This window comes from Bradyrhizobium sp. SK17, from assembly GCF_002831585.1.
In the GTDB taxonomy this organism is placed as follows: Bacteria; Pseudomonadota; Alphaproteobacteria; order Rhizobiales; family Xanthobacteraceae; genus Bradyrhizobium.
Map to the genome: position 1 here is coordinate 6,541,110 of NZ_CP025113.1, position 12,863 is coordinate 6,553,972.

General features: G+C 65.4%; 16 protein-coding genes. 1 reads left to right on the plus strand and 15 read right to left on the minus strand.

The window, feature by feature from the left end; all coding sequences use genetic code 11:
* Positions 1–6 precede the first annotated feature (6 nt).
* The 6 genes from CWS35_RS30270 to CWS35_RS39220 form a co-directional block, all read right to left on the minus strand.
* Positions 7–954, minus strand: a complete 948-nt coding sequence (locus CWS35_RS30270; RefSeq protein WP_100955185.1) for an ABC transporter ATP-binding protein — start codon at positions 952–954, stop codon at positions 7–9.
* Complete coding sequence (locus CWS35_RS30275; RefSeq protein WP_100955186.1) at positions 951–1,736, minus strand: HlyD family secretion protein; 786 nt, start codon at positions 1,734–1,736, stop codon at positions 951–953. Before CWS35_RS30275 ends, CWS35_RS30270 begins: the two co-directional genes overlap by 4 nt.
* Positions 1,733–2,443 (minus strand): TetR/AcrR family transcriptional regulator, encoded by a 711-nt coding sequence (locus CWS35_RS30280; RefSeq protein ID WP_080891171.1) that lies wholly within the window; start codon positions 2,441–2,443, stop codon positions 1,733–1,735. Before CWS35_RS30280 ends, CWS35_RS30275 begins: the two co-directional genes overlap by 4 nt.
* A 126-nt stretch (positions 2,444–2,569) precedes the next feature.
* Positions 2,570–2,956, minus strand: coding sequence for a VOC family protein (locus CWS35_RS30285; protein ID WP_100955187.1), 387 nt, complete (start codon positions 2,954–2,956; stop codon positions 2,570–2,572).
* Between the two features lie 69 nt (positions 2,957–3,025).
* A complete protein-coding gene (locus tag CWS35_RS30290) occupies positions 3,026–3,436 on the minus strand; it encodes a DUF2000 family protein (protein ID WP_024582555.1) in 411 nt (136 codons plus the stop codon).
* A gap of 148 nt (positions 3,437–3,584) precedes the next feature.
* Positions 3,585–3,851 carry a hypothetical protein gene (locus tag CWS35_RS39220; protein ID WP_210202742.1) on the minus strand — a complete coding sequence of 89 codons (267 nt, stop codon included), beginning with the start codon at positions 3,849–3,851 and terminating at the stop codon, positions 3,585–3,587.
* A 184-nt stretch (positions 3,852–4,035) separates the two neighbouring features.
* Between CWS35_RS39220 and CWS35_RS30300 the strand changes: the two genes are divergently transcribed.
* Entirely contained in the window at positions 4,036–5,076 is a 1,041-nt protein-coding gene (locus CWS35_RS30300) for a S9 family peptidase (RefSeq protein ID WP_100955189.1), read from the plus strand.
* Between the two features lie 41 nt (positions 5,077–5,117).
* Here the strand turns inward: CWS35_RS30300 and CWS35_RS30305 are convergent, their stop codons facing one another.
* The 9 genes from CWS35_RS30305 to CWS35_RS30345 form a co-directional block, all read right to left on the minus strand.
* Positions 5,118–5,468, minus strand: a complete 351-nt coding sequence (locus CWS35_RS30305) for a DUF4189 domain-containing protein (protein ID WP_043855788.1) — start codon at positions 5,466–5,468, stop codon at positions 5,118–5,120.
* A 274-nt stretch (positions 5,469–5,742) separates the two neighbouring features.
* Entirely contained in the window at positions 5,743–7,347 is a 1,605-nt protein-coding gene (locus tag CWS35_RS30310) for an NTP transferase domain-containing protein (RefSeq protein WP_100955190.1), read from the minus strand.
* Positions 7,344–8,045, minus strand: a complete 702-nt coding sequence (locus CWS35_RS30315) for an XdhC family protein (RefSeq protein ID WP_100955191.1) — start codon at positions 8,043–8,045, stop codon at positions 7,344–7,346. Before CWS35_RS30315 ends, CWS35_RS30310 begins: the two co-directional genes overlap by 4 nt.
* A 2-nt stretch (positions 8,046–8,047) precedes the next feature.
* A complete protein-coding gene (locus CWS35_RS30320) occupies positions 8,048–8,371 on the minus strand; it encodes an XdhC family protein (RefSeq protein ID WP_024582559.1) in 324 nt (107 codons plus the stop codon).
* A 29-nt stretch (positions 8,372–8,400) separates the two neighbouring features.
* Positions 8,401–9,603, minus strand: a complete 1,203-nt coding sequence (locus CWS35_RS30325; protein ID WP_100955192.1) for a VWA domain-containing protein — start codon at positions 9,601–9,603, stop codon at positions 8,401–8,403.
* 145 nt (positions 9,604–9,748) lie between these two features.
* Positions 9,749–10,657 carry a MoxR family ATPase gene (locus CWS35_RS30330; protein ID WP_100955193.1) on the minus strand — a complete coding sequence of 303 codons (909 nt, stop codon included), beginning with the start codon at positions 10,655–10,657 and terminating at the stop codon, positions 9,749–9,751.
* A 97-nt stretch (positions 10,658–10,754) separates the two neighbouring features.
* Positions 10,755–11,561, minus strand: coding sequence for a xanthine dehydrogenase family protein subunit M (locus CWS35_RS30335; protein ID WP_024582562.1), 807 nt, complete (start codon positions 11,559–11,561; stop codon positions 10,755–10,757).
* A gap of 99 nt (positions 11,562–11,660) precedes the next feature.
* A complete protein-coding gene (locus CWS35_RS30340) occupies positions 11,661–12,146 on the minus strand; it encodes a (2Fe-2S)-binding protein (RefSeq protein WP_024582563.1) in 486 nt (161 codons plus the stop codon).
* 231 nt (positions 12,147–12,377) lie between these two features.
* Complete coding sequence (locus tag CWS35_RS30345) at positions 12,378–12,824, minus strand: carbon monoxide dehydrogenase subunit G (RefSeq protein WP_016840413.1); 447 nt, start codon at positions 12,822–12,824, stop codon at positions 12,378–12,380.
* Positions 12,825–12,863 lie beyond the last annotated feature (39 nt).

Here is a 12,863-nt window from a genome sequence, read left to right on the forward strand (position 1 = left end):
TGGCACTCATCCCTGGAAATTGTCCTTGGAGCGCCCCATCAGGTCGATGAAGACGTCTTCGAGCGACGGTTCGCTCGGCTGCCAGCGCCATTTCGAATTGTCGCGATAGGGCGCAATCGCCGCTTCGAGCGCCGCCTTGTCGCGGCCGGAGACGTGCAGGCTGGTGCCGAACGGCGCCACCATATCGACGCCGGGCTTGCCGGTCAGCTCGCCCATCAGCCCGTTGAAATCCTCGCCCGTCACCGTCCAGGTCGACAGCGCCGAGGCCGCGATCACCTGGTCCACGGTGCCGTGGGCGAGCAGATGGCCGTAGGCGATGTAGGCGATCTCGTGACAGCGCTCGGCCTCGTCCATGTAGTGGGTCGAGACCAGCACGGTGAGGCCTTCGGCGGCGAGCGCATGGATCTCGTTCCAGAAATCGCGCCGCGCCTTCGGATCGACGCCGGCGGTCGGCTCGTCGAGCAGCAGCAATTGCGGATTGGGCAGCGTGCAGGCGCCGAGCGCGAGCCGCTGCTTCCAGCCGCCGGAGAGGTTGGCGGCGAGCTGCTCCTCGCGGCCCTTCAGCCCGATCCGCGCGATCATCTCGGCCGCGGCGCCGCGCGCGTCCGGCACCCCATAGAGCCGCGCGACGAATTCGAGATTCTCGCGCACCGACAGATCCTGGTAGAGGCTGAAGCGCTGTGTCATGTAGCCGACCTTGCGCTTGATCTTGTCGGCATCGCGCCGGATGTCGTAGCCGAGGCAGGTGCCCTCGCCGCTGTCCGGCGTCAGCAGGCCGCACAGGATGCGGATGGTCGTGGTCTTGCCGCTGCCGTTCGGACCGAGGAAGCCGTAGATCGAACCGCGCTTGACCTGCATCGACAGGTCATGGACCACCTCGCGTCCATTGAACGACTTGGTCAGGCCCTTGACGTCGATGGCAATGCCGGGCGCGCTGGTTGGGCCGCCGTTCATCTGCGGTCCGCCACCGGCGTCTTGGGGTTGAAGTAGACGCTGATCGGCTGGCCGACTCGCAGGACATCGGGCCGGCTCGGCCGCGCCTGGATCAGATAGACCAGCTTGTTGCGCTCATCGAGGCTGTAGATGACCGGTGGCGTGTATTCCGCCGTGGTGGCGATGAAATAGATTTTTGCGGTCAGGTCGGCGGCGCAATTGTCGCAAGTCACCCTCACTTCGTCGCCGAGCGCGAGCTTGGGCAACTCGGTCTCCGGCACGAAGAAGCGCAGCTTCATGTTGCCGGGCGGCATGATCGACAGCACCGGGCGTTGTGCCTGCACCATCTCGCCCTCGCGGAAATAGATCTGCTGGATCGAACCCGCGATCGGCGCAAAACCCTTGCGGCGGTCGAGCCGGGTCTGCGAGGTGACGACGCGCGCCTCCGCGACGCGCAGCGCCGAGACCGCGGAATCGAGATTGGCCTGGGTGCCGGCACCGGTGCCGCGCAGCGAGGCCGCGCGGTCGTAGCTCTGCTGCGCGTTGGCGAGCGTGGCGTTATTCTGGTTGAGATCGGCGCGTTGCAGGTCGTCATCGACCGAATAGAGCAGATCGCCGGGCTTGACCTCGTCGCCCTCGCGTACGTTGAGCTTGATGACACGGCCCGATTCATCGGGGCTGACGAAGATCATGTCGGCCTCGACCCAGCCCTGGAAGCCGGGGTCGCGCTTCTCCTTGCACCCGGCGAGCGCCGCCGCCAGCGCGGCGATCGTGAGCAGCTTCATCATGCGCGACGCGGTCATGTCTTCCTCCGTTCGCCGAAGATCAGATCGAGATGCACCTTGAACATCGCGAGCCCGTCGAGCGGCGCGTGCCGGGCGAACAGGCTCTGCCAGATCACCGCGACGATCGCGGGCGCAACCACGAGCTGGGGAAACTGCGCGATCTCGCGCTGCTTGATCTCGCCCCGCGTGACCGCGAGCTGGACCAGCATGCTCATCGCCTCGAGCCCCTTCGACACCACCTCGCGGAAATAGAAATCGGCGATCGCCGGGAAACGCGGCCCTTCCGACACGATCAAACGAATGATGTCGCCGCGCCGGGTCGCCACGATTTCGCGGATGAAGGTCTCGGCGAATCGCTCCACCGCGTCCCGCACCGGACCGGTGATGGTGGGCAGCGCAGTCATGCGGCTGATCAGCGGCACCAGCGCGGTGCGGATCAGCTCCTCGAACATCGATTCCTTGTCCTTGAAGTAGAGATAGAGCGTGCCCTTGGCGACGCCCGCCCGTTTGGCGACGTCGTCGAGCCGCGTCGCAGCGAAGCCGCGGGCGATGAACTCGTCCATCGCCGCCTCCACGATCGCTGCACGCCGCTCCGCCGATTTTCCGGCACGGCTGGAGGCAGGCACGGCCTCCTCGAGCGGTGCCGAGACCACCGTCGGAATTTTGGCCGCGGCGACACGAACGGAGGTGCGGCGAGTGGCCGGGGACGTACCGGTGGTTTTCATGCGCTTTGTCATGCCCGAGATTATGACTGACTGGTCAGTCATTGTCAATGTCATGAAAGGTGACCCGCGGCGACGTGTAGCTTTCCTGCTTTGGCACCGTACGGGCTCAGCCGCACCCTCTTCGCGTCAGCGCGCTGCGCGAGGCCGCTCGGTCAGCGACAGTACATTGCCATCGGGGTCCCTGAGCCAGGCGATCCGGGCGCCCGACGGCGATTGCCAGATGCCGTCGCTGTCCTGGGCGAGTTGCGGATAACGCTCGAAGGTGCCGCCGCGGTTCGTGATCCCGCGCACGGCGGCTTCGATATCCGGTACCGACCAGCCGAGCGCGGTGTGCGGTTGCGGCGTCAGTTCGTGAACCTTCTGCACCCGCAATTCGGTGCGTTGCACATCATAGACAATGGCGAAATCATCCTCGGAGACGAAGCGAAGACCGAGCACGTTTTCGTAGAATGCCCGGGTGCGTGCCCCATCGGTCGTGGCCAGAAGAGCGATCAGGCTGCAATCACCGAGCATGCTGTCCTCCGGAGGACCGTCTTGGCGCGGTCCAGTAGACGCAGGATGGGTAGTTCGCAAGGTGCGCGACTACGTGTGAAACTTGAGTCCGTCAAGAATCTTGTCGACCACCTTGCGCTCGGCGCGGATGGCGAGGCCGACCAGATTGAGGTCACCGCGCGCCACCGCCCTCACCGCCTCGCGGTTGGCGGCGTCATGCGTGGTCTTGAACATCTCTTCGGTGTAGAGCGCCGGCTTCACGTTGCGCGCCAGCGCGCGGTCCAGTGCCCGCGACAGCGCAGGCCCGTCGGCACCGTAGATCAGGATCGGCTGGCCGATCAGGGAGAGATATCTCGTCCCCGAGCCATCCTGGTAGCTCTCGCCGATACATTCGGGAAACGACGCCGCGATGCCGCCGGCAAGGAACGACGCCACGTTGAGCTTCTGCCAGACTTCCAGGTCGGTGCGGATCACGACCGCGATCTTGGTGTCGAACTGCATGCGGCGAGCCTATCCGCGGGCCGGTCGCAAGCGCCAGTACCGGTGGCGCATCCCTCATCTGCCGGCCGGGCGCCGATGTTAGTTTCGTGCAAGACCCGCGGACTGCCATTCCTGATCAGGACGAACAGCCGATTTGATCGGGACTACGTCAATCGTGGCCTGCATCACAGATCAGGACGATCTTATGCAGCGCGTCTTGCAGAGCCGCACGCCTCCTCCCGTCCAGATCGGGGTCCGCGCGTCGTAACTCTCGATCGTGAACAAATTCCAGCAGCTGGACGTAGGCCTCGTTCAGCACCGGCTGCAACTCACCTTCCGCCTCGAAATCGAGATCGACTATTTCGGCCTCGGCAATTTCGCCGTGGTCAAGGATGCGCATGATCACACCGATCAGTTCTTTGATGTCCTGCATCATTGGCTCGATATGCAAGGATGAATGGCTGCTTCCGACCCAAGCTGGCCGCTCGCGAGGTGTCATTCGAGCGCGCGATACAGTAGCATGATAGGGAACGTCTTCTCACCCGGATAGTTACATTCGTCTCCTGCTCGCGCTGCTGCTATCGTTCGCCACTATCGCGCATGCCGAGGACCGGGGCCTCTTGCCCGGCCTGATCGCTGCACCCTTGCTGTTGCCCGTCAGCATCTCCGGCAAGGATGTTACGCTCGACAGCTATGTCATTCGCCCGGATCGACCCGGCCGGGTTCCGCTGGTGATCATGACGCATGGCACGCCGAGTGGCGGTGACGGCTTCTTCGACAAGATCGCAAGCCGCACGCCGATCAGCTTCAACGTCGCAGCCGTTGCGCTCGCACAGCGCGGCTATGCGACCCTGTCGATCATGCGGCGTGGCTTCGGACGATCGGGCGGCGGCTATTCGGAAGGCCTGCCGGCGCCCTGTGATTACTTATCAGGCGTGCGGATCGGCGCAGACGATGTCGTCGCAGCAATTGCTGCGGTCCGCAACGAGCCCTGGGTCGACGCCGACCACATCCTGCTGCTCGGACACTCCACCGGTGGCCTGACCATGCTCGCCGCGGCAGAGCGCAACCCGGCTGGGGTCGTTGGCATCCTGAACTTCGATGGCGGCTATCACTCGTTCGCCGGGTCCGGTCAGCCCTGCAGTCCCGATCGCCTCGTCGATGCGGTGGCGTCGCTTGGCCGTACCGTGCGCGTGCCCGCGCTGTGGTTCTACGCCGAGAACGACGAATTCTACGGCCCCGATCTGGCGCACCAGATGTTCGCGGCGTACACGGCCGGGGGTGCGCCTGCGCAGCTGCAGATCCTGCCGCCCTTCGGCAAGAACGGCCACGACCTCGTCATCGAGGGCGCGGCCAGCAGATGGCTTCCCGTCCTCGAACCCCTTCTCGCCGAACTCAAGCTGCCGACCGCTGTCGTGATCGATTTGCCCGAGCCCACGGCGCTTGCCGTACCGCCTGGTCTTTCACCGGGATGCGGGAGGGCGTTCACCGGCTATGTCGCCCAGCGCAGCGACGCCAAGGCGTTTGCGATCAACGGCAAAGGGGGCTGCGGCTACGGCACTGGCAGAACGATCGCGGAAGCGCGCGAGAATGCCGTCACGGATTGCAGGGACACGGCATGCCGTGTGTATGCCGTTGGCCAGCACCTGCTCGAAAACTAAACGTCGCGGCGCCGCATCCGCCCGCTGTTCCGGATTGCACCCTACCCCTTGGCGTCGCAGGCCCAGGCGCGGATCACGCATTCCTTGCCGCCATAGTCGTAGCACTTCTTGGTCGCCGCGTTGAGCGAGCCCGAAATCTTCGGCGCCACCGCATAGCCATGCGCGCCGCAGGGATTCTTCATGTCGATCGAGAGCGCGGCGCAGGCGCGCTTCATGGTGACGGTGGTGCAGTCGCCCTTGCATTGCTTCAGGGCCGCGGCGCGCGCCGCGCCCTCCGCGGGATAGTCGTAGGCCTGGCCATAGGCCCCGCATTTGCCGACCGCGAACGCGCCGGCCGCGTGCGCCTTGGGGACGAAGGTTTCCACGGTGAAACGCGTGGCGCCAAGCAGCAATGTCAGGACAAGAATCGTCAGCGCGCGACGCTGCGCGGCGGCGGTCGAAATGATCAAGCGGAAATCCCCCAAAGCCCGACGCGGACTGTACGCAGGGGTCGTTGCCAGATGGTGAATGACGAGTTGAGACGCGTTCTGTCCGCACGTCGTCCCGGCGAAAGCCGGGACCCATAACCACAGGATGCAGTTATTGAAAGAAGCTGTGGCCCCTACGTCGTGCAACAATAACCTTCGGTGGTAATGGGTCCCGGCCTCCGCCGGGACGACGGTGGGGCTACCCTCGCCTTGCCGCTTCCAGCGCTTGCGGCGTGTCGATATCGAGGAAGGCGCTGTTGCCTTCGACCGGGACCTCGGCGACCACCTCGGCATGCTTGGCGATCAGGTGACGAGCACCGATGTCGCCGTCGAGCGTCATCAATTCCCTGAAGAATCTGCGCGACCACAACACCGGATTGCCGCGGCGGCCCTCGCTGACCGGGACCGCGATCAGGTGGCCGCGATCGGGCGCGAAGGTCTCGATCAGTCGGTCGATCAGCTGCGCATCGATCAGCGGCATGTCGCCGAGACAGACGATCGCGCCATCGACATTGTCGGACACCGCCGAAATGCCCGCCTTCACGGAGCTTGCGAGGCCGCCGGCGAAGTCCGGATTGCGGACGAATTTCACCTTGAGCCCGTCGAGCGCCTGCTCGACCAGACCGGCCTGATGCCCGGTGACGACGATCACCTCCGAGGCCTTCGAGGCCAGCGCCTGCTCGGCGACGATGCGCGCGAGCTTCTTGCCGTCGAGCTCGGCGAGCAGCTTGTTCGGGCCGCCCATCCGGGTCGAGCGACCGGCGGCGAGCACGATCGCCGCGACGTGGCGGTTGCCTTCGGTGTCCGGCACGGTGCGCGGCTGCGGCCGCGTCACGATCTCCATCAAGAGACCACCGACGCCCATGCCGGTCAGATCCGACCGTGTCACCTTGATGCCGGCGAGCAGCCGCATCAGCACCCAGTCGAACCCGTTCTCGACCGGCGAGCGCGCGCAGCCCGGCGCACCCAGAACCGGGACACCGCCGGCGCCGCCGATCAGGAGCAGATTGCCGGGATCGACCGGCATGCCGAAATGCTCGATCGCGCCGCCGATCGCGGTGATCGCGGCCGGAATGACGTCGCGGCGATCGGCGATCGCGGACGCGCCGAACACGATGACGAGCTCGGCGCCGAGGCCGAGCAATTCCTTGATCGAGGCGGCGAGCACGGTCTCGTCATGCGGCACGCGGCGCTCGGCGATGATGCTGGCGCCAGCCGGTGCGAGGCGTTCAGCGGTGACGCGCAGCGTCTTGTCGATCACCTTCGGCGCGAGGCCCGGCAGCAGGGTCGAGACCACGCCGACCTTCTTGATCACATAGGGCGCAATCCGCAGCGTGTCGCGACCGGCGACCGCGACGGCGGCATCACGCAACTTGCCCTCGACGCCGAACGGGATCAGCTTGACGGTCGCGATCATCTCGCCTTCGACCACCGGCTTGAATGCCGACAGCGTCGCAAAGGTGATGGCTTCATCCACGCCGTTGATGCGATCGACCGCCGCGCGGTCGACCACCAGCACGCCGGGGCGCGCGGCAAACAGATTGGCGCGTCCGGTGAAGGCGCGCTCGACATTGACGCCCTCGCCCGCCACCGCCTGCGCGATGCTGGCGGCCGCGGCATCCTCGGAGACGTCGCCGTGCTCCAGCCGCACCACGACGACATCCTTGACGCCGGCCTTGGTCAGCGCCTCGACCTCGTCAGGGCCGATCTTGGTGCCCTTCTTGAGCACCAGCGAACCCTGCCGGAGCGTATGCACGGTGACGCCGCCAATCGCGTCGGCCGGACTGGCGGGACCGAACTTCATGCCGCTTCTTCTTTTTCCTTGAGGGGCAAACGCAGCTGCGCAGTGATCTCGGCCATGATCGCAACCGCGATCTCCGACGGCGACACTGCGCCGATGTCGAGCCCGATCGGCGCATGGATGCGGGCGATGTCGCTATCTTTCGCACCCTGCGCGCGCAGCCGCTCGGCGCGCTTGGCATGGGTCTTCCGCGAGCCGAGCGCGCCGATGTAGAAGCAATCGCGGTCGAAGGCGTGCAGCAGCGCCGGATCGTCGATCTTCGGATCGTGCGTCACCGCGACGAACGCCGTGTAGTGATCGACGTTGAGCGGCGGCAGCGCGACGTCGGGCCATTCGGCGACCAGCGGCACGTCGGGAAAACGCTCCGGGCTCGCGAACGCGGTGCGCGGATCGACCACCGTCACGTCATAGTCGAGCGAGCGCGCCAGCGGCGCCAACGCCTGACTGATATGGACCGCGCCGATGATCACGAGCTTCGCGGTCGGCGCGTAGACGTTGAGGAACAGCTTCTTGCCGGCGACCTCGACATTGCCGCTCTTGCCCATCCTGAGCTGCTTGGCGAGCTCGGCGCGCAGCGGATCGGCGGCGATGTCCGCGGCCTTGACCAGGCGCTGCTCGCCATTGGCGGTGTCGGTGACGATGATGACCGGGCGGCGCGCGGCGCGCTCGGCGTTCAGCTGTTTCAGGATCTCGAGCTTCACGGCTAACCGACCTTCTCGACGAAGACGCGGATGGTGCCGCCGCAGGACAGGCCGACATTCCAGGCCGTCTCGTCGGCGACGCCGAATTCGAGCATCTTTGGCTGGCCGCTCGCGATCACGTCGAGCGCCTCGGTGACGACGGCGCCCTCGACGCAGCCGCCGGAGACCGACCCTAAGAACGTGCCGTCGTCATTGATGACGAGGCTCGATCCGGCCGGGCGCGGCGCCGAGCCCCAGGTCTCGACCACGGTGGCGAGCGCCACGCCATGGCCCTCTTTCTGCCAAGCCTCGGCGGCCTGAAGGATGTCTTCGTCGCGGTTGAGCATGGTGGCCTCCTGCTATCGGGTCAGGCTTCTTAGGCTACAGAACGGATCAGGCTGCGATGGTGCGCCGGCGGCGGGGATGACAGCGCCCCGATCAAGCCCTTGATGGACGTCAAGTTATGCACCGGGCGAAATTCGTCAACGTGGGGCAACATCATTTTGATGCCCTGCGCCTTGGCCTCGAAGCCGGAATAGCGCAGCAGCGGGTTGAGCCAGATCAGGCGGCGGCAGGAGCGGTGCAAACGGTCCATCTCGAAGGCCAGTTTGGCATCGGCCTCCCGCTCTAGTCCATCGGATATAAGGAGGACGATGGCGCCCTGCCCCAGCACCCGGCGGGCCCAGAGCTGGTTGAAGGTGTGCAGCGAGGTCGCGATCCGGGTCCCGCCGGCCCAGTCCTCGACCGAGGACGTGCAGCTCGCCAGCGCCTCGTCGGGGTCACGCGCCCGTAACGCCCGCGTCACATTGGTCAGGCGGGTGCCGAACAGGAACACCGAGACCCGCTTGCGGGCGTCCGTGATGGCATGCAGGAAGTGCAGAAACAGTCGGGTGTATTCGCTCATCGAGCCGGAGATATCGAGCAGCGCCACGATCGGTGCCGGCTTCTCGATCCGGCCGAGCTTCCTGATGTCGATGATCTCGCCGCCGGTGCGCAGCGAGTTGCGCACGGTGCGGCGCATGTCGAGCCGCAGGCCGCGTGCATCCGGCTGGTAGCGGCGGGTCACGAGCTCGGCCTGCGGCAGCCGCATCTTGGCGATCTCGCGCGTCACCTCGGCAATCTCGGCCGCGGTCATCTGCGCGAAATCCTTCTTTTGCAGCACCTCCTTGTCGGAGACCGAGAGCTTCAGCTCCTGCTCCTGGGCCTGCGGCCGCTCCTCGCTCTTGGCCGGCTGCGCCATCGCCTCCTGGACCCGGCGCGAGGCCGGCGGCGGCTTCTTCTTGGCGTGGTCGGGCAGCGGCACCGAATCCAGCATGCTCTTCCATTCCTCGGCGGCGCGGAAGAACAGCATGAAGGCCTGATGGAAGATCAGCGCGTGCTCATGGCGCTTGACGAAGATCGCCGCCAGCGTGGCGTAGAAATCGGCGCGGTTGCCGACCTCGATCAGCTGCAACGCGTTGAGCGCATCGATCACCGAGCCCGGCCCGACGGGTAGGCCTGCTGCACGCAGCGCGCGGGCAAAGCCGATCACGTTGTCGGCCATGTGGCCGGTCGGGGGATCGAGGTGGTTGATGGGCATTCGGTGCAATCTCTCCAACTCGTCATTCCGGGGCGCGCGCAGCGCGAGCCCGGAATCCATTTATCATCCCGCGCGTGGCCCAATGGATTCCGGGCTCGCGCCAAGTGGCGCGCCCCGGAATGACGAGCGGTGTTATGCGCGAGACTTACGTCTCGCTCGTCGCTTCCTTCAATGTCTTCTGCAACGCATCGCCCTGCATGCGCGCGATGTCGTCCTGGTATTTCAAGAGCGCACCCAGCGTGTCGCCGACGACCTGCGGCGTCAGTGAGCGGGCGTCGAGTTCCGACAGCGCGGTGGCCCAGTCGATGGTCTCGGCGACGCCAGGCGACTTGTAGAAATCCTGGTTGCGCAGCGCCTGCACGAAGCGCACGACCTGCTGCGACAGCTTGGCAGAGATGTTCGGCACCCGCGACTTGACGATCGCGAGCTCGCGCTCGGCCGCGGGATAGTCCACCCAGTGATAGAGGCAACGCCGCTTCAACGCGTCGTGGATCTCACGCGTGCGGTTCGAGGTGATGATCACGATCGGCGGTGCCGGCGCCTTGACGGTGCCGAGCTCGGGGATGGTAACCTGGAAGTCGCTGAGGATTTCCAACAGATACGCCTCGAACGCCTCATCGGCGCGGTCGAGTTCGTCGATCAGGAGCACCGGCGGGCCGGCGACATCGGGCTCGAGCGCCTGCAACAGCGGCCGCTTGATCAGGAAGCGTTCGGCGAAGATATCGCTGGCGAGCTGGTCGCGGTCGGTGTCGCCGGAAGCTTCCGCCAGCCGGATCGCGATCATCTGCGCCGCGCTGCTCCACTCATAGACGGCGGAGGCGACGTCGAGGCCTTCATAGCATTGCAGCCGGATCAGCTTGCGCCCGAGTGCCGCCGACAGCACCTTGGCGATCTCGGTCTTGCCGACGCCGGCCTCGCCTTCGAGGAACAGCGGCCGGCCCATGCGCAGGGCGAGATAGGTCACGGTCGCGAGCGACCGCTCGGCAAGATAGCCGCGCGACGTCAACAGCTCCTCGAGCGCATCGACGGAAGTGGGTAACGCCGATGCACTCATGGAACAGCCAGTCTTCGAACAGGGGTTAGCAACATCACGCCTAAGATCTAGTCCTTGGGATCCACTCAGGATCTAGTCCCTTGGATCTAGTCCTTAGCTAGTCCTTGGCGTTGGCGGCTTCCACCGCCCTGCGCGCCAGGACGCCGATCAAATGCGCGCGGTATTCGGCGCTGCCGTGCAGGTCGCTGTTCAGGCCTTCGGCCGAAACCTCGATGCCGTCGAGCACTTTGTGCGAGAAGCGCTTCTTCAGGGCCTCCTCGAACGCGGTGACGCGGAACACGCCGTCAGAGCCCGCGCCGGTGACTGCGACCCGCACGTCGGACGGGCGCTTGGCCACGAACACGCCGACCAACGCATAACGCGAGGCCTGGTTGCGGAACTTGATGTAGGCCGCCTTCTTCGGCAGCGGGAACATCACCTTGGTGATGATCTCGTCGGCCTCCAGCGCGGTCGAGAACAGGCCCTGGAAATACTCCTCGGCCTTCAGCCGGCGCTTGTTGGTGACGATGGTCGCGCCCAGCGCCAGCACCGCGGCAGGATAGTCGGCGGTCGGGTCGTTGTTGGCGAGCGAGCCGCCGATGGTGCCGCGATGGCGCACCGCGGGATCCCCGATCAGGCCGGCAAGCTCGGCGAGCGCCGGGATCGCCTCGCCCACGATCGCCGAGTTCGCGACCTCGGCGTGCTTGGCGGTCGCGCCGATCACCAGCGAACGGCCTTTCATCTCGATCGTATCGAGACCTTCGATATGGGAGAGGTCGACCAGGTGCGGCGGGCTCGCGAGCCGCTGCTTCATGACCGGCACCAGCGTATGACCGCCGGCGATCAGCTTGGCGTCCTCGTTCTTTACCAGCAGGTTGGCGGCCTGCCGCACGGTGCCGGGACGATGATATTTGAATTCGTACATTGGCAAATTCCTGGGAATGTCCTGATCGCTTGTCGCGATGAATTGCTGATTGAGCGAGCTCCGGCTTGTCTAAGCCGGGTCCGACTAAGCCAAGTCCGACTAAGCGAGATCCGATTTGGCCATCGCCTTGGCGCCGGCGGCGATCGAGGCCACGATGTTCTGGTAGCCGGTGCAGCGGCACAGATTGCCTTCCAGCTCCTCGCGGATCACTTCATCGGTGAGCTCGTGGCCCTTGCGATGCACCATGTCGACCGCGGTCATGATCATGCCGGGCGTGCAGAAGCCGCATTGCAGGCCGTGATGCTCGCGGAAGGCCTCCTGCATCGGATGCAGCGGCGCCCCGTCAGCCGCCAGTCCCTCGATGGTTTTGACCTCGTGACCGTCGGCCATCACCGCAAGCGTGGTGCAGGACTTCACCGCCTTGCCGTCGAGATGCACGACGCAGGCGCCGCACTGCGAGGTATCGCAGCCGACATGCGTACCGGTCAGCCGCAGATTTTCGCGCAGAAACTGGACCAGAAGGGTACGGGGGTCGACATTCGCGTTCACGGGGTTGCCGTTCACGATCATTGAAATCTTGGCCATCAGCACTCTCTTATCTGCGCCACCGCATATCGGCGAAGCAGGCGGTTTAAAATCATTCCAGACGGCATAATATGGGCGCGCCCCGCGATGGGCAACCTTTCGAGCCACCCATCCAGGACATAACGGCAAGGCATCGCGGGGTCCGAATGACCCGGCCCACGAGCGTGATAGACTCTAGTTCTGACGCGTTCTCTTCACGCGAACCGGGTGCCCACTTCGCTCGAAAACGCTCTAACCCTGCACCGCCTTGGCGAAATTTGCAAAGAATTCGTCGGCGAGCTTCTTGGCCGCGCCGTTGATCAGGCGCTGGCCGAGCTGGGCGAGCTTGCCGCCGATCTGCGCCTCTACGTTGTAGCTCAGGAGCGTACCGCCATCCTTGTCGGCAAGGCCGACCGTGGCGCCACCCTTGGCGAAACCGGCAACCCCGCCCTCGCCTTCGCCGGAGATCTTGTAGCCGTTCGGCGGGTCGAGATCGCTCAAGGTAACCTTGCCCTTGAAGCGGGCGGAGACCGGGCCGACCTTCATCTTGGCAGTGGCGCGGAAGCCGCCCTCGTCGGTCTTCTCCAGTTCCTCGCAGCCGGGAATGCAGGCCTTCAGCACTTCGGGATCGTTGAGCTTGTCCCACACAGCCTGGCGCGGCGCCGCAAGCTGGACTTCGCCGGTCATTGTCATGGCCATGGGGGACCTCCTCGATCGCTAGCTAAACCTGTTTCCCCA